The sequence below is a fragment of the Kitasatospora sp. NRRL B-11411 genome (assembly GCF_000721345.1).
GTDB classification, from domain to species: domain Bacteria; phylum Actinomycetota; class Actinomycetes; order Streptomycetales; family Streptomycetaceae; genus Kitasatospora; species Kitasatospora cineracea.
This window is the reverse complement of record NZ_JOGH01000031.1, coordinates 19548-38466: the sequence shown is the minus strand read 5'-3', so window position 1 is coordinate 38466 and position 18919 is coordinate 19548. Positions and strand designations below refer to the sequence as shown.

18 protein-coding genes are annotated in these 18919 nt (G+C 76.3%); 7 read left to right on the top strand and 11 right to left on the bottom strand.

Translation table 11 applies throughout. The features are described 5' to 3' along the window. Window positions 1-24 precede the first annotated feature (24 nt). On the top strand, window positions 25-618 hold the full coding sequence (locus IH44_RS0116735) for a hypothetical protein (protein WP_030460370.1): 594 nt from the start codon (window positions 25-27) through the stop codon (window positions 616-618). Window positions 619-725: 107 nt separating this feature from the next. On the opposite strand, the gene IH44_RS0116730 is transcribed toward IH44_RS0116735, so the two are convergent. Continuing rightward, complete coding sequence (locus tag IH44_RS0116730) at window positions 726-1382, bottom strand: lysoplasmalogenase (protein ID WP_051816981.1); 657 nt, start codon at window positions 1380-1382, stop codon at window positions 726-728. Beyond that, window positions 1379-2260: a sterol desaturase family protein gene (locus tag IH44_RS0116725; RefSeq protein ID WP_030460368.1), complete on the bottom strand. Its 882-nt coding sequence runs from the start codon at window positions 2258-2260 to the stop codon at window positions 1379-1381. The genes IH44_RS0116730 and IH44_RS0116725 overlap by 4 nt, the downstream gene beginning before the upstream one ends. A gap of 89 nt (window positions 2261-2349) precedes the next feature. Here IH44_RS0116725 and IH44_RS45440 point away from each other — a divergent pair, with 89 nt between their 5' ends. After that, complete coding sequence (locus IH44_RS45440; RefSeq protein ID WP_051816980.1) at window positions 2350-3792, top strand: DUF2398 family protein; 1443 nt, start codon at window positions 2350-2352, stop codon at window positions 3790-3792. Window positions 3793-3895: 103 nt separating this feature from the next. On the opposite strand, the gene IH44_RS0116715 is transcribed toward IH44_RS45440, so the two are convergent. From IH44_RS0116715 to IH44_RS0116690, 6 genes are all read right to left on the bottom strand, one after another. Continuing rightward, on the bottom strand, window positions 3896-4111 hold the full coding sequence (locus IH44_RS0116715; protein WP_030460366.1) for a cold-shock protein: 216 nt from the start codon (window positions 4109-4111) through the stop codon (window positions 3896-3898). Between the two features lie 69 nt (window positions 4112-4180). Next, window positions 4181-4366, bottom strand: a complete 186-nt coding sequence (locus IH44_RS0116710) for a hypothetical protein (protein ID WP_030460365.1) — start codon at window positions 4364-4366, stop codon at window positions 4181-4183. 32 nt (window positions 4367-4398) lie between these two features. Then, window positions 4399-5529: a bile acid:sodium symporter gene (locus tag IH44_RS0116705; RefSeq protein ID WP_051816979.1), complete on the bottom strand. Its 1131-nt coding sequence runs from the start codon at window positions 5527-5529 to the stop codon at window positions 4399-4401. A 244-nt stretch (window positions 5530-5773) separates the two neighbouring features. Continuing rightward, window positions 5774-7417 (bottom strand): BCCT family transporter, encoded by a 1644-nt coding sequence (locus IH44_RS0116700; RefSeq protein ID WP_030460363.1) that lies wholly within the window; start codon window positions 7415-7417, stop codon window positions 5774-5776. Window positions 7418-7493: 76 nt separating this feature from the next. Further along, window positions 7494-8120, bottom strand: a complete 627-nt coding sequence (locus tag IH44_RS0116695) for a TetR/AcrR family transcriptional regulator (RefSeq protein WP_030460362.1) — start codon at window positions 8118-8120, stop codon at window positions 7494-7496. Window positions 8121-8221: 101 nt separating this feature from the next. Then, window positions 8222-9145 carry an acyl-CoA thioesterase II gene (locus IH44_RS0116690; RefSeq protein ID WP_030460361.1) on the bottom strand — a complete coding sequence of 308 codons (924 nt, stop codon included), beginning with the start codon at window positions 9143-9145 and terminating at the stop codon, window positions 8222-8224. Window positions 9146-9323: 178 nt separating this feature from the next. On the opposite strand from IH44_RS0116690, the gene IH44_RS0116685 reads away from it, so the two are divergent. Both IH44_RS0116685 and IH44_RS42855 read left to right on the top strand, forming a co-directional pair. After that, on the top strand, window positions 9324-10673 hold the full coding sequence (locus IH44_RS0116685; protein WP_030460360.1) for an SWIM zinc finger family protein: 1350 nt from the start codon (window positions 9324-9326) through the stop codon (window positions 10671-10673). 68 nt (window positions 10674-10741) lie between these two features. After that, window positions 10742-13417, top strand: a complete 2676-nt coding sequence (locus tag IH44_RS42855; RefSeq protein ID WP_232794966.1) for a DUF6493 family protein — start codon at window positions 10742-10744, stop codon at window positions 13415-13417. A 53-nt stretch (window positions 13418-13470) separates the two neighbouring features. On the opposite strand, the gene IH44_RS41120 is transcribed toward IH44_RS42855, so the two are convergent. The 3 genes from IH44_RS41120 to IH44_RS0116665 form a co-directional block, all read right to left on the bottom strand. Then, complete coding sequence (locus IH44_RS41120; RefSeq protein WP_232794965.1) at window positions 13471-14736, bottom strand: MBL fold metallo-hydrolase; 1266 nt, start codon at window positions 14734-14736, stop codon at window positions 13471-13473. Window positions 14737-15074: 338 nt separating this feature from the next. Continuing rightward, on the bottom strand, window positions 15075-15533 hold the full coding sequence (locus IH44_RS0116670; RefSeq protein ID WP_035955368.1) for a MaoC family dehydratase: 459 nt from the start codon (window positions 15531-15533) through the stop codon (window positions 15075-15077). Window positions 15534-15676: 143 nt separating this feature from the next. Continuing rightward, window positions 15677-16132, bottom strand: a complete 456-nt coding sequence (locus IH44_RS0116665; protein WP_051816987.1) for a pyridoxamine 5'-phosphate oxidase family protein — start codon at window positions 16130-16132, stop codon at window positions 15677-15679. A gap of 198 nt (window positions 16133-16330) precedes the next feature. Between IH44_RS0116665 and IH44_RS0116660 the strand changes: the two genes are divergently transcribed. The 3 genes from IH44_RS0116660 to IH44_RS0116650 all read left to right on the top strand — a co-directional run bounded on the left by IH44_RS0116660 (window position 16331) and on the right by IH44_RS0116650 (window position 18852). Beyond that, window positions 16331-17167: a hypothetical protein gene (locus tag IH44_RS0116660; RefSeq protein WP_030460355.1), complete on the top strand. Its 837-nt coding sequence runs from the start codon at window positions 16331-16333 to the stop codon at window positions 17165-17167. Window positions 17168-17308: 141 nt separating this feature from the next. Further along, window positions 17309-17929: a hypothetical protein gene (locus tag IH44_RS0116655; RefSeq protein WP_030460354.1), complete on the top strand. Its 621-nt coding sequence runs from the start codon at window positions 17309-17311 to the stop codon at window positions 17927-17929. Between the two features lie 29 nt (window positions 17930-17958). After that, the gene (locus tag IH44_RS0116650) at window positions 17959-18852 is read left to right on the top strand and encodes a hypothetical protein (protein ID WP_157852346.1); all 894 of its coding nucleotides are present in this window, start codon (window positions 17959-17961) and stop codon (window positions 18850-18852) included. Window positions 18853-18919 lie beyond the last annotated feature (67 nt).

Below are 18919 nucleotides of genomic sequence, written 5' to 3'. Positions count from 1 at the left end.
ACCCCGACCCCCTGGAGGTACGGCATGCGCCCGACGCGCACCGCCGCCGCCGCACTGCTCGGCACCACCGTCCTGCTCGGCCTGGCCGGCACCGCCCCCGCGTCCGCGAAGGGCAGCGAACCCGCCTGGGTCTCTCCCGCGCAGGCCCAGCCCGGTCAGTCGGTCGCGGTCAGTGTCACGTGCGCGAGCAGCACGGAGAAGACCGTCACCGCGACCTCGCTGGCCTTCGCCGGCGGGTCCACCACGCTCCGCGTCGGCCCCGACGGCAAGTACTCGGGCAGCGCCACCGTCATCTCCGAGCAGGAGATGGCCGCGGCCGCCGCCAAGCGCACCACCACCGACTCGTCCTGGGGCATCGACGGCAAGTGCCCCAACGGCGACGGCTTCGTCGGCGCGGTCGCCATCGCGGCCGCCTCCACCGCCAGCAGCGGCGCGGCCGCCGGGGCCGGCGTCTGGGAGGGCGCCCGGCTCCCGCACGGCGGGGTGGAGACCGGCCTGGGCGGCTCGGTCGGCGTGGACGGCACCCGGCTGGCCGTCGGCGCCGGGCTGGTCGCCGCCGGCATCGGCGGGTTCTGGCTGCTGCGCCGCCGCGGCGCGGCCTCCGGCCGGGCCTCCTGAGCCGGCCCCCGGTACGCGCCCGCCGTACCCGGCCGGCCGCGCGTCCCCCGCGGTCGGCGGCAGCAGGAAGGGCGGCACCCGTCACGGGTGCCGCCCTTCCCGCGCGTTCAGGCGGCGGCGCGGCGCAGCGTCCCGACGGTCAGCAGGTACTGGCCGGCGATGTACGTCAGCATGATCAGGAAGCTGTGCGCGGGCAGGTGCCGCCAGCCCGCCAGGTCGGTGGCGATCAGGGTGTCGGAGAGCAGGAACAGCGCCCCGCCCAGCCCGGCCCACCGGTTGATCCGGGCGGCGGTCGCCGCGGTGGCGGTCAGCAGCAGGCTGTAGAGCGCGACCGGGATCCGCATCCCGGCGTCCAGGTCCGGCCAGAGCCGGAAGACCAGCACCGCCCAGAGCGCCGCGTAGCAGCCCGCCACCAGCGAGGTCCGGCGGCGGTCGGCGGCGGTGCTCAGCTTGACGAACATCGTCACGTAGCAGGCGTGGCCGGCCGCGAACGAGCCCATCCCGGCCAGGAACGCCACCGTCCCGCCGACCTCCAGCAGGATGTCGCCGCCCGCGCCGAACAGCAGCGCCGGCACCAGCAGCCGCGGCGTGCCGGGCCGCGCGGCCGCCCACACCCAGGCCGCCAGCAGCGGCATCAGCAGCGGCTTGGTGGCGTACTGCAGGGGCGGCAGGTGGACGGCGATCGCCAGCAGGTGCGCCACCGAGACGGCGGCGAAGGCGGTCAGCAGGGCCCGCGCGGTGCGCGGGGTGCGGGCGGGGGTCATGCGGCGGCACTCTCCGGTCCGGCGGCGGGGGCGGTGGGCTCGGTACGCGGCGCGGGCTGCCAGCCCGGGCCCTTGGCCAGGTGGCGCAGCCGGTCGCCCCAGGACGTCGCGGCGCGGACGTCCCGGGCGATCGAGGCGTACTCGTGGGTGGCGACCCGCAGCGGGTTGAAGGTGCCGATGTTCTTGGTCAGGCCGTACACCGGGCGCTCGGCCTCCGCCGCGAAGGAGCCGAACAGCCGGTCGAAGACGATCAGGATGCCGCCGAAGTTGCGGTCCAGGTAGCCGCCCTGCGAGGCGTGGTGCACCCGGTGGTGCGAGGGGGTGTTGAAGACGTACTCGACCGGGCGGGGGAGCCGGCCGATCCGCTCGGTGTGGATCCAGAACTGGTACACCAGGTTCGCCGAGGAGCAGAACGCCAGCGCCGCCGGGTGCACGCCCGCCAGCACCATCGGCACGAAGAACACCCAGCTGGTGGCCGAGGTCCAGGGCTGGCGCAGCGCGGTCGACAGGTTGTAGTGCCGGCTGGAGTGGTGCACCACGTGGCAGGCCCACAGGACCCGGATCACGTGGTGGCCGCGGTGCGACCAGTAGTAGAAGAAGTCCTGGGCGAGCAGCATCAGCGGCACCGTCCACCACAGCACCGGCACCCGCAGCGGCGTCAACTCGTAGAGGTACGAGTAGATCGCCACGATCGGGATCTTCCAGCCCGCGTCGAACAGCAGCGAGCCCAGACCCATGGTCAGGCTCGTCGCGGTGTCCTTCACGGCGTAGCCCTGCTCGTCCTCGTCCGGATGGAACCGGTACGAGACGACCTCCAGGACGGTGAGCAGCACGAAGGCCGGTATCGACCAGAGCACGACATCGGGCAGGTGTGGCATGTCCGGAACCCTAGGGGACGGCGGCGACCAGCGGAAGAGGTTGTTACCGGCGCGTAGCGGTCGGTCCGGCGTCTAGGCTTGGCACCGACATGGAGCGGCACGAAGCAGCCGCCGGCGCCGCCGCGGCGGCCGGCGGGACGGGGACGCGGCGCGCGGGCGGGGCAGGACGGCTCGCCACCCAGGCACGCCCCGGCACACCCGAGGACGGCCGCCCGCAGACCCGGCCGGTCCGCCGGCCGGACGGGCCGTCAGCAGCCGAACCGGCCGCCGCCGCCCAGGAGTTGGCCGCCCGGTTCGCCGCCGCCGAACCCGCCGAGGCCGACCTGCTGGCCAGCCGGGTGTTCGGCGCCTACGGGGCCCGGCACCTCGGCGGCGCACCCCAGCAGGCCGAACCCGCACCCGGCACCAGCTGGTGGCACGGCCCCACCGTCCACCACAGCACCTCCCCGCTGTTCCGCCCCCTCGGCTACCGCCGGATACGCCGCGAAGCACCCGCCCAGGCCGGCACCCGCCCCACCGGCGGCGGCCGGCACCGCAAACCCGAACGCCCCGCCGCCACCGGCGACCCCGCCGCCACCACCGAACTGCGCACCGCCGCCCGGCTGCTGATGGCCCACCCGCTGGTCACCGCCGACGGGCCGCACGGCGCCGCACTCGCCCTGATCCGGCGTCACGCCGAACCGCTCGCCGAACACTTCCACACCCTGCTCGGCTACCGCCTCACCCTCGGCCCCGCCCACGCCCGCCTGCACAAGGCCCCGCTGCCCGGCCGCCCGCTGGCCGGCCTCGACCCCGCCGGGTACGCCGCCCTCGCCCGCGCCCTGGCCGGCGGCCCCGCCCCCGCCCCCGTCCGCGCCCTGCTCGACGAGTGGCGGCTGCCCGCCGAACTCGCCGCCGACCTGCTCACCGCACCTCCGCTGCCCGCCGCCGGACCGCAGGTCGCCGTCCGCCGGCTGCTCGCCGAGACCCCCGTCGTCCGCTACGACGACCTCGCCCCCGCCGAACGCGCCCACCTGCTGGCCGCCGCCCCCGCCGAGACGGAACGGTTCGCCGACTTCCTCGGCCTCACCGCCGAGATCCGGGCCGAGGGCGTCGCCCTGTTCGACCCCGCCGACGAACTCACCGACCTCGCCCTCCCCGGCCCCGGCACCCTCGCCCAGGCCGCCCTGCTGCTCGCCGAACGCCTGGTCGAGGACCTCCGCCCGGCCGCCGCAGAGAACGCCCCGCCCGCCGTCCTGGTCCCCGACGCGCTGATCGACGGCACCCTCGGCGACATCACCGACGACTACGGGATGAGCGCCGGCTGGGACGCGGGCTACCTCGCCGACCTCGCCGCCTTCCGCCGCGACGCGCTCGACCTGCTCCACCGCATGGGCCTGGCCGCCCCGGCCGGCCGCACCTGGCTGCTGCTCGCCCCCGCCGCCCGCTACGCCCCGCGCGCCGAACCCGAACCCCCGACGGGCACCGGCCGCCACTCCCGCCCGGCGACCGTTCCGGCGGCGGGGCGGGGGCGGGACCGGCAGGTGGTGTGATGTGAAGGGGGAGGTAGGTGGGTGTGGCTGGTGGGGAGGGCGTCACTCCTGCCCGGCGGCGGGGCGGGGGAGGGATCGGCAGGTGGTGTGAGGGGCGTCCGGGTCAGGGGGTGAGCGGGGTGACGTGTTCGGCCACGGGGCGGAACTCTTCGAGTTTCTCGTCGTAGCGGACGCGCTGGCCCTGGTGGAGGTAGCGGTGGGCGTCGGTGTCGGCGAGGACCGAGTCGTAGTAGACGGCGACGTCCGGGCCGCCGGTGTCGGGGGTGATGTAGCCGTAGCCGTGGTCGGGGTTGAACCACTTGACGGTGCCGGTCTCCATGGCGGGACTCCCTTCGGGCCGGTCAGCCCCAGTATCGGACGGCCGTCCGGGGTCCACCACCCGTTCGGCTCAGCGCCCGGCCGGGGCCGCCTGCGTGGTCGGGTCCTGGTGCCGGACGGTCTCCACGGTGGCGCCGACGCCGAGCGAGCCCAGGGCGACGGAGGCCGCGACGGCGGCGCAGGCGAGCAGGCGGCGGTGGCGGCGGGGCAGCGGGAAGCGCGGATCCTGGGCCGACGGGACGGTGCGGGCGTTCATGGTGCCGAGCCTGGCAGCGGGGTGTTACGCGGTCACGAAACGCGGGTGAAGTCTGGAAGGGCTCTCGGCGTCGGAACCGCCGCTCCCGCATCCGCGCAGGTCGAACGGCTGATCGGGAAGGCGCGCAGCAGCCCGGGCAGCAGGGCGGCCAGCACCTGCTGGGCCGCCCCGTAGAAGAAGATCGGCAGCAGGACGGCCGGGTGCCCGCCGAACTGGGCGCCGGCCAGCCCGGCCGCCGCGCTGGTGTTGTTCAGGCCGGAGGCGAGGGTGAGCGTGGTGCGGGCCGCCGGGGCGGTGCGGGAGCGGTGGACGGCCAGCCAGGCGGCCAGGAACGGCCCGGCGCAGACCAGCACCCCGCAGGCCGCCGCGGCCGCGACCAGCCGGGGTTCGGGGCGCAGGGCGATCTGCCGGGCCACCCCGGCCGCGTTCAGGTAGGTCAGGGCGAGCGCGTTGAGCAGCCCGGCCAGCCGCAGCCGGGGCAGCAGGGCGGCCCGCAGCCGGCCGCGCAGCGCCCGGCGGGTGGCGCGGCGGGCCAGCAGCCCGGCCACGCACGGCAGGACGACCCACAGCACCATGAAGCGGCAGGTGGCGTCCGAGCGGGCCAGGGCGTCCAGGACGCGGCCGGGGCCGTCGCCCTCCGGGCCCTCGGCGAGGGCGAGTTCGAGCGGGGTGGTGAGCGGGCTGAGCAGGGTGGTGCCGAGCACCAGGCCCAGGCCCAGCGGGGCGTCGCCGCCGGCCCGGGCCCCCCAGGTCTGGGCGGCCCCCGCGACCGGCATGGCGGCCGTCAGCGCCAGCCCGACCACCAGCCAGCGGGCCTCCCGGCCGTCCGGCCAGCAGCCCGCGGCGGCCCGTTCGGCGCCGAGCAGCACCAGGGTGCGCAGCAGCAGCGCCACGCCCAGCCCCGCCAGCAGCAGGCCGGGCCGCAGCAGGGCCCGGCCGACGTCCGCCGCCCGGGTCTCGAACCCGCCGATGAACATCGCCGCGACCAGCATCAGCATCGGCACCGTCACGCCGGGCGGCAGCCCGGTCCGGCAGTGCCGGACCGCCCCCGCGGTGCCGGGCAGCAGCCCGCCCAGCAGGCAGGCGGCGAGGGTGGCGGCGGCCAGGCGGCGGCGCAGCGCGCGGTCGAGGCGGACGCAGAGCGGGCGCGGGGAGCGGGGCATCGGGTGGTGCTTCGGCTTTCGGGACGGAGGGAGAAAGGACCTCCGGAGGGTCGGCGGCGGGCGCGGGCGGATGACGGCCGTCCGCGCCCGGCGTCCGGTCCGGGTCCGACGCGGACCAGGGTGCCACCGCCGACGGGCGGTGGTGGCCATTACGAACTCTTGGTAAAGGTCCGGGAGTTGGCACCGCGGCCAGGCGCCGCACGGGGCGCCGGGGCGCGGCGGGGGCGGCGGCCCCGGGGCGGGTTCACTCCTGCGGGCGAGACCGCTCGGGGTATTCCTCGCCGACGCTCGCGCCGACCGCGTCGCGCAGGCCGTGCACCGGACGGAACCGCGGGGCGCCCGCCGCCGGGTCGGTGCGCAGCTCGCGCACCAGGGCCAGGCAGAGCCCCAGCATGACCAGCACGAACGGCAGCGCCACCAGGATGGTGGCGTTCTGCAGCGCCGTCAGCCCGCCCGCCAGCAGCAGCGCGGCGGCCACGCCCGCCATCAGCACGCCCCACACCACCACCAGCCAGGTGCGCGGGTGCAGGGCGCCGCCGGAGGACAGCGAACCCAGCACCAGGGAGGCCGAGTCGGCGGAGGTGATGAAGTACAGCATCACCAGCAGCACCGCCACCACGCTGGTCACCGCGCCCAGCGGCAGCGCCTCCAGCATCTCGAACAGCCCGGCGTCCGCGCCGCGCGGGATGGTGGCGACCAGGTCGGCCGCGCCGGTGGACTGCAGCCGGATCGCCGAGCTGCCCATCACCACGAACCACACCGCGGTCGCCCCGCTGGGCACCAGCAGCACGCCGACCAGGAACTGACGGACCGTCCGGCCCCGGGAGATCCGGGCGATGAAGGTCCCGACGAACGGCGCCCAGGACAGCCACCACGCCCAGTAGAAGATCGTCCAGGAGCCCAGCCAGTCCTCGTCGGTGAACGCCCCGGTCTGGGTGGCCAGCACCGCCAGGTCGGACAGGTAGCCGCCGACCGTCGAGGGCAGCGCGTCCAGCACGAAGACCGTCGGGCCGACCAGGAACACGAACAGCATCAGCACGCAGGCCAGCACCACGCTGGTGGTCGACAGCCACTTCACGCCCCGGTGCACGCCCGACATCGCCGACAGCACGAACGCGCTGCCCAGCGCCGCGATCACCACCAGCTCGACGCCCTCGGTGGCCCGGATGTCCGTGACGTAGCCCAGGCCGCCCGCCACCTGGATCGCGCCCAGGCCCAGGCTGGTCGCCGAGCCGAACACGGTGGCGAACACCGAGAGCAGGTCGATCAGCCGCCCCTTCCAGCCGTTCGCCCCGCGCTCGCCGATCAGCGGCACGAACGCCGCCGACATCCGGTTGCCCCGGCCCTTGCGGAAGGTGGTGTACGCCAGCGCCAGGCCGCCCACCGCGTAGATCGCCCACGGGTGCAGCGTCCAGTGGAACAGCGAGAACTCCAGCGCCCGCTGCGCCGCCGCCGGGGTCTGCGCCTCGACGCCGGAGCCCGGCTGCGGCTGCGCGTACAGCTGCAGCGGCTCGCCGACGCCGTAGAACAGCAGGCCGATGCCCATGCCCGCGGAGAACATCATCGCCACCCAGGCCAGCGTGGAGAACTCCGGCTCCTCGCCGTCCCGGCCCAGCGGGATCCGGCCGAACCGGCTGACCGCCAGCACCACCGCGAGCAGCAGGAACACGTCCGCGGCGACCACGAACAGCCAGCCGAAGTTGTGCAGCACCCAGGCCAGCGCGCGGTCCGAGGCCCGGCCCAGCGAGTCCTCCGCGAACACCCCCCAGGCCACCACCGCCAGCACGGCGGCCGCGCCGACCCCGAACACCACCCGGTCCAGCGGGAAGGCGCCGGCGTCCGGCGCGGTGGGCTGACGGTCCGTCGGGGGCTCAGCAGAGGTGGACATATCAGGCACTATGTCCACAGCGGGGCCCGCGGGCCGGCGCGGCACGCCGGGGCGCCGCGGTGCCGCGGACGGCGGCTCAGGCCGGCAGCGGCGGCGGCTCGTACGGCGTCAGCACCAGCCGGACCATCTCCTCCAGCCGGGTGCGGGCGTCGTCCAGCGTGGTCCGCCCGGTCACCCAGGCCGTCAACTCGCCCTGCCAGGCGTGCCCCACCATGTGCCGCACCAGCTCCCCGGAGGCCGGCGGGACCTCCGGGATCACCGCCCCCAGCGCCGCCCGGTCCGCCCGGGCCAGGCCCTGCAGCGCCTCACTGGCGAACGGGTCCGTCGACGTCGCCACCGCCACCCGCAACCGGGCCAGCTCCGGCTGCCGCTGGTACGCCCGCATCCCCCGCCGCACGAACCGCACCGCCCGCTCGGTCGGCGAGGCACTGCGCCCCGCCCCCGCCTCGCCGACCAGGTCGGCGAGCAGCAGCCGGTGCCAGTCCGCTATCGCGGCGGCGAGCAGGTGGTCCTTCGACGAGAAGTACCGGTAGGCGGTCCCGAGGGCCACGCCCGAACGCTCCGACACCTGTTTCATCTGGAGCCGCTCCACGCCGATCTCGGTCACCAGGGCCAGGGCGGCGGACAGGAGGGAGCCGCGGCGTTCGAGCTGACGGGGGGACATCGCCTCCACCGGACGAGGTGACAGGTCAACCTTGGTCACCCGAACCATGATACGGGGCGGCCCCCCGCGGCGGTATGACGCAACGGGTCACCGGTGGATGACGGTGGCGGGGGACCGGCGCGCGGGTTCAGCGGGCGGGTTCAGCGCGCGGGGCGCGGGCGCAGTTCGCGCAGCAGGGTCTCCTGGACGGCGGAGGCCACCAGCACCCCGTCCCGGTCGTAGAACTCACCCATCGCCAGGCCCCGGCCGTCCGACGCGGACGGGCTGCGCTGCGCGAACAGCAGCCACTCGTCGGCGCGGAACGGGCGGTGGAACCACATCGCGTGGTCCAGCGAGGCCAGCGCCACCCGGGGCTCCTCGACCCGGTGCACCCGGTGCGGCTGCAGGTGCAGCGCCGTGGTCGAGGCCAGCGTCAGGTCGGACAGGTACGTCAACGCGCAGACCTGCAGCAGCGGATCGTCCCCCGGCAGCGGGCTGCCGGTCCGCAGCCAGACGAACTGCTGCGGGACGCCCGGCAGTTCCGGCGGCAGGCCGGGCGCCCCGGCCGGGACGAAGCGCATCCGCAGGGCCCGGAAGACCGTCGCGCCCGCGTACTCCTCCGGGGCGTCCCGCTGCCAGGCCAGGTACGGGTCCGGCAGCTCCTCCGGGCCCGGCACCGGCGGCATGGTGCGCTGCCGGTCGCCCGCCGCCTCCGGGCGCTTGAACGACGCCGACATGGTGAAGATCACCTCGCCGCGCTGGACCGCCGTCACCCGCCGGGTCGCGTACGAGCCGCCGTCCCGGGCCCGGTCCACCTGGTAGACGATCGGGCGGCGCGGGTCGCCCGGCCGCAGGAAGTAGCCGTGCAGGCTGTGCACCCGGCGGGCCGGCTCCACCGTGCGGCCGGCCGCGGTGAGCGCCTGCGCCGCGACCTGGCCGCCGAACGCGCGCAGCGGCGCGCCCGCGTGGCAGTGGCCCCGGAACAGGTTCTCCTCCAGCTGCTCGATGCCGAGCAGTTCGGCGAAGGAGTGCAGTTCCGCGGCGGGATCGGGCGTCGGGGCGGCGGGGGCGGTCACCCGGATCATGCTAGAACACGTTGCAGTGGCCGGAGTCTGTGGTGCCGGTCACGTGCCGGTCACGTGCCGGTCGCGGGCGGGTGCGCGGGCGGGTGCGCGGGCAGATGTGCAGGCGGGTGCGCGGGCAGGGTGTGCGGGCCGGTCCGGGACGCCGGCCGTGTCGGCGGCGGCGGTTAGCGTTCCGACCATGACCACGGCCGTTCACGCCCTGCGCTACCTGCAGCCCTCCGCGCTCCGCCCCCGCCGGCTGGACCTCGCCACCAGCGGCGGCGCCACCCCGCACGGCGAGGCCGACCACCCCCGGTTCTTCGACGGCGCGCTGCGCCACCCCGACGCCGCCGCGGCCGCCCTGCTCGCCGTCGCCGACGTGGCCGCCGCCCGCTACCACCGCCCCGTCGGCGCCGCCTCGCTCGACCCCGTGGTCACCGCCGACGGCGACCGGCTGCGCTTCGAGTCCTTCTCCGGCTGCGGCGGCGTGCACGCCCGGCTCGACGTCCTGCCCGAAGGGCTCGACGGCGCCGCCACCGGCCACGGCACCACCAACGTCGACGTCAACGCCCCGCTGCGCGAGGCGCTCCGGCTCCGCACCCCCGGCCAGCGCCTCGAACTCGCCGTCGGCGCCGGGGAACTCGCCGTCGCCGTCGGCCCCGACACCCTGGTCGAACGCAAGGTCCCGCTGCCCGACCGCTGGCTCAAGGGCTTCGCCGAGACCCAGGTGCTCACCGCCCGCTTCGACCTGCGCGCCCAGCTCCCCGCCGCCGAAGCCGTCCGCTTCCTGCGCACCCTGCCCACCGTCGGCCGCGGCGCCGTCCGCTGGGTCGTCCCGGCCGGGACCGGCCTGCGCCCCACCTCCCGCCCCGGCCCCGGCGCGGTCTGCCTGCCCGGCCCCGAACGCCTCACCGCCCTGCGCCCGATGCTGCGCCACGCCACCGCCCTGCGCGTCTACGCCCCGCCCGGCACCCCCGCCGGACCCACCGCCTCCGCCTGGGAACTCGCCCTCCCCGGCGGCCGGATCACCCTCACCCTGTCGCCCGACAGCTCCCGCGGCTTCTCCGGCGAGGGCGGCCTGCTCGACGTCCTCGCCCAGGACGCCCCCGCCGGGCACGTCGACACCCTGGCCGCGCTGCTCGCCTGGGAACCCCGGATCGACCCCGCCGACCTCGCCGAGGACTCCGGCCTGACCCCCGGACAGGTCCGCACCGCCCTCGCCCACCTCGCCACCGCCGGCCAACTCGGCTACGACCTCGCCGACGCCGCCCACTTCCACCGCCGACTGCCCTACCAGGACGGCCGGGCCGAGGACCGCAACCCCCGGCTGCGCACCGCCCGCGCCCTGCTCGCCGCCGACGCCGTCGGCCCGGTCTCCGGCGACGTCCGGGTGGTCACCGTCGGCGACCACGCCCACCACGTCCGGGTCGGCGCCGACGGCACCGCGCTCGGCTGCACCTGCCGCTGGTGGGCCCGCCACCGCGGCGGCCGCGGACCGTGCAGCCACGTGCTCGCGGTGCGGATCACCGCGGGGGAGGAGCAGCGGTGAGCACCGAACCCGTCGAGTCCGCAGCGCTTGCAACGCCCGCAGCGCCCGTGGCGTCCGCAGTGCCCGCAGTGCCCGCAGTGCCCGCCGAGCCCGCCGACTTCGCGGAGGAGCTGGCGGCGGCGGTCCGGGAGGCGCGGTTCGCCGACGTCGCCGCCCTGGTCACGGCGCTGCCGGACGCCCGGCGCCGGGCCGCGCTGCCCCGGCTCAGGCGGCTGCGCCGCGAGCTGCGCGACAGCAGCCACTCCCGCGGCGGCGCCACCACCGCGCTGCTGGTCGCCGGAGCGGTCTGCCACACCGCCCCCTCCGGCGCCGCCGACTGGATCGGCGGCCGCGAGTTCGACGTCCGGTACTGGGCCCAGCCCCCGCTGGTCGCCCTGCTGGACGACCGGCCCGCCCCCTGGCAGCGCGAGGTCGCCCTCCGGCTGGCCCGCCGCCCCGCCGACCGCACCGGCTGGGGCAGCACCGTCCCCTACGAGATCGCCGAGCACCTGCTGCGCCGCAGCGACACCCCGCCGCCCGCCGAACCCGACTTCGTCGCCGGGTGGATGCGCGACCGCGGCCGCCCCGAACCCCGCCCGTGGCTGCGGCTGCTCCCGCCCGGCCCCGACCTGTACGCCCGGCTGAGCGCCGACGCCTTCGCGCCCGTCCTCGCCCCGCTGGTCTTCGACGCCGACACCGCCGCGCACCTGTCCGGCCCCTGGAGCGCCGGGGACCCCGCCCAGCGCTGGCCCGCCGTGCTGGCCCGGCTCGCCGCCGAGGGCACCGTCGACCGCACCGCCCTGCTCGGCCGCGGCTTCGCCCGGCTGGTGCGCGGCGGCGCCCCCGGCGAACTGCGCACCTACCTGGAGGCGCTGCGCGCGCTGGCCCCCGGCCCGGACGAGCTCGCCGACAACCGGCGGGCCCTGCTGGCCCTGCTGGACGGCCCCTCGACCGTCGCCGGGTACGCCCAGGAGGCGCTGGCCGCCCTGGACGGCGCGGGCCGGCTGACGGCCGAGGAGGTCGCGGAGGCGTCCGGGGTGCTGCTGGCCCGCCCCGAGAAGAAGCTGGTGCGGGCCCAACTGGGCTGGCTGGAACGGGTCGCCGCGGACGGCCGGGCGGAGCTCGCGCTGCGGGCCGCCGCCGACTGCCTCGGACACCCGGACCGGCAGCTGCAGGGACAGGCACTGAAACTGCTGAAGCGTCATGTCGCCTCGGAGGAAGGCGAGTTGCTGACCGAACTGCGGGCGGCGGCCCTGCTGCTCGACCCCGCGCACGCCCGGACGGCCGCCGAACTGCTGGGCGTCGACGTGCCGCCGGCCGCCGCCGCGCAGGACGCCGACCGGCTGCCCGAGCCGCCCCGGCGGGTCCCGGTGCCCGCGCCGCTCGCCACCCCCGCCGAGCTCGCCGAGGAACTGGCCGCCGCGCTGGCCGCCCCCGAGGAGAGTGTGTCCTTCGAACGCGTCCTGGACGGCCTGGCCCGCCAGGTCTGGGCCGACCGGGACGCGCTGGCCGCCGCGCTCGCCCCCGTCCTGCCCGCGGACGAGTGGCGCACCCTCGGCGTGCTGGCCGGCACCGCCACCGGCGCCGTCCCCCGGCCGCGCGTCCTGCGGGCCCTGCAGTCCCGGCGGGGCCGGATGTTCAGCTCCTGGGAGTTCCGCGGCCCGGTCGGCGAGTTCCTCGCCGCCCGCCTGCACGAGACCGCCTGGCGGCTCGCCGCCGACCCCGTCCCGTTCCTGCTCTCCACCCCGACCTGGCGCAACGGCGCCCTGGACGCCCGGGAACTGGTGGCCCGGCTGGCCCGCTACCAGGAACTGGGCGTCCGGCCCGGGCCGGTGGACTTCGCGCTGGCCCTGCTGCGCGCGGCCGGCGACGGCACCGAGGACACCCGGGCGCTCACCTCGCCCGCCGGACGGCAGCTGGCGGCCTGGCTGCGCGGCGGCGGACTGCCCCGGCGCACCTCAGCCCCGGTGCCGTCCGGCACCTGGACCACCGGCGTCTGGTGCGCCGAGTTCCGCCGCTACGCCGAGCAGCCCGAACCGGCCGGACCCGCACTGGAACTCCTCGCGGTACCCGCCCTGGACGTCCCCGGCGTCGAACCGACGGCCGGCCCGCCCGAGGCCGTCCGGGCGCTGCTCGGCCCGTCCCGGGACTTCCAGCTCCGCTCCGCCGTGGAGGACTCCGCGCCCGACTCCCGCTGGACCGCGCTGCTCCCGCACCACCGCGAGGAACTGGCACTGCGGATCACCGGCCAGCTCGCCCAGTCCGCCGCCGACACCCCCGAACGCGGCCACCCCCAGCTGCTGCCGCTGCTCGCCGAAGCCGAGGGGCCCTGCGGCTTCGCCGTCCACCAGGCCCTCGCCTACGGCCTCGGCGCCGGCCACGCCGAGGACCGCTCCGCCACCGTCGACGCCCTGCTCTCGCTCGCCGCCCAGCGGCAGCTCGACCCGGCGGCGCTGGCCGCGGAGGTGCACGAACTCCTCGCCCTCGGCGCGGTCAAACCCAACCGGCTCGCCGCGACGCTCGCCGAACTCGCCGACCCCGCACCCCGCCTCGCCTGGAGCGTGCTGGCCCCGCTGCTCCCCGTCCTGCTCGACGGCAGCCCCCCGCGCGGGGCCGCCGACCTGGTCGCCGTCGCCGTCGACTGCGCCCGCCGCAGCGGCGCCCGCGGCCCGATCGACGCGGTGACCCGCACCGCCGCCCGCAAGGGCGGCACCAAGCTGCTCGCGGAGGCCCGCAACCTGGCGGCACTGCTCGGGCCGGCGTGATCCAGCGCGGCGGGGCGTCCGGGTGGTCCGGTGCGGCGGGGCGTCCGGGTGGTTCAGTGCAGCGGGGCGTCCGGTAGCGGGAGGGCGGCCGGGCTGTCCGGGACGGGGGAGTCCGCGGCGGGCGGCAGCAGCAGGTCCGCGCCGGAGGGGGCGGTGGCCACCGCGCGCCACCACGGGCCGGCGGTCGGCGGGTCGGCGGGCTCGAAGGGGCGGCCCGGGCGGGGCACGGCCAGGGTGACGCCGGCGTCCCGGGCGGCCGCGACGGTGCGCTCGGCGGGCTCCTCCCACGGGTGCGGGGCGAGGTCGAAGGTGCCCCAGTGGATCGGGAGCAGCACGTTGCCGCGCAGGTCCCGGTGGGCCTGCACGGCCTCCTCGGGGGTCAGGTGGACCTCCGGCCAGTGCTCGGAGTACGCGCCGACCTGCATCATCGTCGCGTCGAACGGCCCGAAGCGGCGGCCGATCTCGGCGAACCCCGGGAAGTAGCCGCTGTCGCCGCTGTGGAAGAGCCGGTGCTGCTTGCCCTCCACCACCCAGGACGACCAGAGGAACCGGCCGCTCGGCCGGGGCCCGCGCGAGCAGTAGTGCCGGGCGGGGGTGGCGGTCAGCCGCAGGCCGTCCAGCTCGGTGGACTCCCACCAGTCGAGGTCGACGATCCGGCGCGGCGAGACGCCCCAGTGTTCGAGGTGCGCGCCGACGCCCAGCGGGACCGCGAAGACCGCGTCGCCCGCGGCCAGCGTCCGCACCGTCGGCATGTCCAGGTGGTCGTAGTGGTCGTGCGAGATCACCACCACGTCCACCGGCCCGAGTTCGGCCAGCGGCAGCGGCACCGGGTGCAGGCGCTTGGGGCCGATCCAGTCGAACGGGGAGCAGCGCTCGCTCCACACCGGGTCGAACAGCACCCGGACCCCGTCCAGTTCGGCCAGCACGGTGGCGTGGCCCAGCCAGGTCAGCCGCAGGCCGGACGCGGCCGGGGCGGCCAGCTCCATCGGCAGCAGGCGGTGCACCGGGACGGCCGCGGCCGGCCTGCGGCGGCTCGGGTCGACCGCGAGCTTGGTGCGCATCAGGGCCAGCGGGGTGTGCGCGTAGGCGAGCCGGCGGGTGGCGACCGGGTTGCGGAAGGAGCCGTCCACGAAGTGCGGCGAGTTGCGCACCCGGTGCAGGCGCCAGCCCGACGGATCGGCGCCGAACGCGTCGGTGCGCATCCGCTGCCAGGTCTCCCGGGGGAGCGTCCGGTACGAGCGCTTCGCGTCGCGCAGCGCGAGCCCGGCCTCGGCGGCCAGTTCACCGGCGCGGAACAGCCAGGAGACGGGGCGGGACACGGTACCTCCACGGTCGAACACCCGAACGGCGGCGCACCGGGACGGCGGGACGCAGCGCGCCCCGCGGCATCGACGGCGGGCCGGAGGACGGCGCCCGGACCGCCGGGGACCCCGGCGCGGCGGCGCACCTCGGACCGGGACATTACCGGCCGAAAGGTGGCGAACCTCGCAAATCACCAGCGGCGCGCCGGGCGGTGGCCGGACAGCGTGTCGAGCAGGGGCGGCCGGTCCGTGCGGATCAACGAGAACGGACCGCCCCGGGGTTCGGGGCGGTCCGTGGAGAGGACGTGCAGAGCGGGTGGGGGAGGGGAGGGGGATGGTGGGGGAGGCGGGGAGGGTCAGCCGACCGGGTAGAAGCGGGTGATGGCCTCCGCGACGCAGTGCGGCTTGGCGCTCGCCTCGCTGGTGATGGTGAACCGGACCACCGCCTGCACGCCGCCCGGCACCTCCTCCGCCGACACCAGCACCGCGGTCGCCCGGACCGCCGTGCCCACCGGCAGCGGGGCCGGGAAACGGACCTTGTCCGAACCGTAGTTGAGGGCCATGGCGATCCCCTCCACGCCGTAGCACTCCTTGGCCAGCACCGGCAGCAGCGAGAGCGTCAGGTAGCCGTGCACGATCGTCCCGCCGAACGGCGTCTGCCGGGCCCGCTCCGGGTCGACGTGGATCCACTGGTGGTCGCCGGTCGCCTCGGCGAACAGGTTCACCCGGTCCTGGTCCACGGTGTGCCACTCGCTGGTGCCGAGTTCGGTGCCGACCGCGGCGGTCAGGTCGGTGAGCGAGGCGAAGGTCGTCACGGTGCGCTCCACAGGTGCGTCGGGGGCAGGGATCGGCCCGGGCGGGGCCGAGTCGCAGCGTATTCCTACTCGCCGGTCACCTGGCAGCGGGGGCGGGCGGTGCGGGGCGGCAGCCGGGCCTGCCGGCGGTGGCGGGGCGGGGCTCAGGCGTGGTGGTGGTGCGGCGCCGGGCAGGTGTCCTGGCCGGCGGCGTCCGGGCGGACCCGGCGGCCGGAGACCAGCTCCGGGCTGATCGCCACGTACTCCGGGCCCGGCTCCGGGATCCACGGGCGCAGGCCGCCGGAGTGCAGGGCGGCGCGCTCGCCCGCGTCCCGCACCACCTCGGCGCGGCCGTGCACCAGCACGCTCCAGCCGCAGCGGCCGGCCCGGTCGAAGTCGTCCACCTGGAACGCCGCCACCGTGCCGTCCAGCGCCCGCGCCACCCGGGTGCCGGTGCGCAGCGCCAGCACCAGCCGCCCGTCCGCCGCCACCCGGAACGCCACCGGGAGCACCGCCGGGAGCGCGTGCTCGGTGTACACCACCCGCCCCAGCGGCACGGTGCCGAGCAGCCGCAGGCACTCGGCCTCGCTGAGGTTCTCCACCCGGTCGTCACGGTCCATGCCCCCGATGGTGCCCCCGCCGACGCGGCCCCGAACAGGGTCCATGGTCCCTGAGCTGGGGCTCATCGGACCGATTCCGCCCCGCACCGACACCCCGCGGCGATACCTTGGCCTCCGGCGGCGCCCCGCGCCCGAACACCGGCCCGAACGGGACGGCACGGCAGGCCGGGGACGGAACAGGCAGAGGGGGCGGTACGGGTGAGCAGTGGCATCGAACTGGTGGTGATCGGCGCCGACGGCGGCCCCGAACGCGGCCACGGCGGCTCCGCCCGCGCCGCCGACGGCGCCCGCACCCTCGCCGACGCCCTCCCCGGCCGCACCTTCGACGCCGGCACCCGCGGCAGCACCGTCACCCGCCCCCCGGCCGACGCCGACGCCAACACCCTGCTCACCGCCCTCCGGCAGGCCGCCCAGCGCCCCGCCCGCTGGCTGGTGGTCTGCCTGGTCGGCCAACTCGTCGCCGACCCGCGCGGCCGCCGGGTCGCCCTGGTCACCGCCGGCTCCACCCCCGACAACGCCTACCGGCGCGGCCTCGCCTGGGACTGGGTCACCAGCGCCATGGTCCACGGCGAACAGGAGGAGACCCTGCTGATCGCCGACGTGGCCGCCGACCGCGACACCTGGACCGCCCTGCGGCACGAGGACGGCGCCGGCGAACTCCTCACCCACTCGCGCGTCCCGCTGTGGGGCCGGATCGGCCGCTGGAGCCCGGGCCGGCGCGGCCGCGACGGCGTCCTGCCCGGCGCCGAGGGCTCGTTCAGCTGGGCCCTCGGCCGGGTCCTCGAACACGGCGTGCCCGGCGCGCCCGCCGCCGTCGGCCCGCTCGACCTCCAGCCCGCCGTGGAAGGCCAGTTGGGGTGGGGAGAACCGGCCAACGCGGGCGAAGCCCGACTCCTGGTGCCCCGTGACGGGGGAAGACTCCTGATGCGCAATCGCGCCGCCGTGAGAGGTGCGCTCGCCGGATTGCCGTTTTCCGATGAACTTTTGGCTGTTCTGTGGCGGGAAAACGCCCCAACCGATCCGCCTTCCGCGTAAGGTCAGGAGGCCCCGGGTGTTGCCGTGCCGGGGAGGGGTGGCGAAGAATCGACCTCCGAGCGACCTCAGAACGAACCGGGGACGGCAGACGACATCCGCGGTCCGGATCCACCACAGGTCCGGCCGCAACAAGGTGGGGCTATGCGGCAGCGCTCAATTCTGGTGCGCCCTGGGGCGGTTGGGATCAGCGGGCTGCTCCTGCCATTCCTGCTGACGGCCTGTTCGGCCACCGGCACGGGATCCGCCGACCGACTCGGAACACCCTCGGGCACCCTTCCCCGGGCCACCGCGACGGCCCCCGCGGCCGCCTCCCCGTCCGGCAGCCCCGCCCCGAAGGAAGGCCCCGAAGGGGTCGAGGGGCACAACGCGGTGACGACCTATCAGTCCTGGTGGGACGTTCAGGTGCAGGTCCTCGGCCGATCGGATTCGGACGGAGTCGCGCTGCGCCAGTACGCGACCGGGGCGGCGTTCACCGACACCGCGATCTCGCTCACCCAACTGCACGACAGCAAGCTCGTCATGGTCGGGCAGCCGCGCACCGCGCCCGTTCTCAAAAGCCTCGACCTGCAGGCGAATCCGCCCACCGCGACGATCGACGACTGCCTCGACGTGTCCGACTGGCACCAGGCGGACGCCGCCACCAAGCAGATCAAGGATCCGAAACAGCGGCTGTCGCGTTATCCGGCGACCGCCCTGATGAAGAAATACGGAAACCGCTGGCTGATCGCCGACTTCACCCGTGAGGTGACCAAGACATGCTGAACTCCGCCTGGCGCGCCGCTATTTGTGCAATGACCGGAGTCGGATTGACGCTCGCGGCCGTTCCGTCGGCGAGCGCCGACGACCCCGTCGTCACCCCCTGCGCCGACCGCACCATCTGCACCAGCGACCACGGGTCGAGCACCGCGCCGGGCACCGGCGGCGGCGGTACGTCCGGCGGTGGCGGGGGCGGCGGCTCCACCTGCACCTGGCAGGGGCACGAGGTGCCCTGCTGGATCGACGACCGCGGGGCGTTCTCGGCCGGCTGCTACTACATCGAGTCGCAGCCGCAGCCGCTGGGCACCGAGGCCGTCTGGGGCACCCACACCGCCAAGGACGGCGCGATCTACGACAAGTCGTGCATCCTGGACGACGGCTTCGTCCCGAGCGGCCAGGTCTTCCTGGCCCAGCCGGTGGCCGCCCCGCCGCCCAAGACACCGCGCCAACTCGCCTGGGAGGCCCTGCAGACGATCACGGTCGGCGACCCCGTGCTGCACGCGGCCCCCAGCACCGACGCCGTGGTCGGCTCGCCGGTGTGGTTCTGGCTCGACCCGGCCAAGGACGTCACCGGACCGCTCAGCAGCGCCCCGCTGCAGGGCGACGGGTTCAGCGTCGTCACCACGATCACCCTCAAGCGGGTGACCTGGACGGTGGACAGCGGGTCCGGCGAACCGCCCCAGACCTTCGTCTGCCAGGACACCGGGACGGTGTTCAGCGCGGGCGGGACACCGACCTGCAGCCACCTGTTCACCCGCAGTTCGGCCGGGATGAAGGACAAGGCGTACACCCTCAACGTGCAGCTCGACTGGAACGTGACCGCCCGGAAGGACGGCACCACCGCGGTCGACACCACCAACATGGGCTGGACGACCACGGGCACCAGGATGCTGCAGGTGCCGGTCAACGAGGTCCAGGTGCTGAACTGACCTGCCCAGGGGGCCGGGAGGCCCGGAGTTCGACGTCCCGTCACGAGTGAGAGGCCGCAGAGCGGTG

Bases quoted from the DNA above. Each gene is read 5' to 3' on its own strand.
- IH44_RS0116735 (WP_030460370.1), top strand. From the start codon at position 25: ATGCGCCCGACGCGCACCGCCGCCGCCGCACTGCTCGGCACCACCGTC.
- IH44_RS0116730 (WP_051816981.1), bottom strand. From the start codon at position 1,382: ATGACCCCCGCCCGCACCCCGCGCACCGCGCGGGCCCTGCTGACCGCC.
- IH44_RS0116725 (WP_030460368.1), bottom strand. From the start codon at position 2,260: ATGCCACACCTGCCCGATGTCGTGCTCTGGTCGATACCGGCCTTCGTG.
- IH44_RS45440 (WP_051816980.1), top strand. From the start codon at position 2,350: ATGGAGCGGCACGAAGCAGCCGCCGGCGCCGCCGCGGCGGCCGGCGGG.
- IH44_RS0116715 (WP_030460366.1), bottom strand. From the start codon at position 4,111: ATGGAGACCGGCACCGTCAAGTGGTTCAACCCCGACCACGGCTACGGC.
- IH44_RS0116710 (WP_030460365.1), bottom strand. From the start codon at position 4,366: ATGAACGCCCGCACCGTCCCGTCGGCCCAGGATCCGCGCTTCCCGCTG.
- IH44_RS0116705 (WP_051816979.1), bottom strand. From the start codon at position 5,529: ATGCCCCGCTCCCCGCGCCCGCTCTGCGTCCGCCTCGACCGCGCGCTG.
- IH44_RS0116700 (WP_030460363.1), bottom strand. From the start codon at position 7,417: ATGTCCACCTCTGCTGAGCCCCCGACGGACCGTCAGCCCACCGCGCCG.
- IH44_RS0116690 (WP_030460361.1), bottom strand. From the start codon at position 9,145: ATGATCCGGGTGACCGCCCCCGCCGCCCCGACGCCCGATCCCGCCGCG.
- IH44_RS0116685 (WP_030460360.1), top strand. From the start codon at position 9,324: ATGACCACGGCCGTTCACGCCCTGCGCTACCTGCAGCCCTCCGCGCTC.
- IH44_RS0116665 (WP_051816987.1), bottom strand. From the start codon at position 16,132: ATGGACCGTGACGACCGGGTGGAGAACCTCAGCGAGGCCGAGTGCCTG.
- IH44_RS0116655 (WP_030460354.1), top strand. From the start codon at position 17,309: ATGCGGCAGCGCTCAATTCTGGTGCGCCCTGGGGCGGTTGGGATCAGC.
- IH44_RS0116650 (WP_157852346.1), top strand. From the start codon at position 17,959: ATGACCGGAGTCGGATTGACGCTCGCGGCCGTTCCGTCGGCGAGCGCC.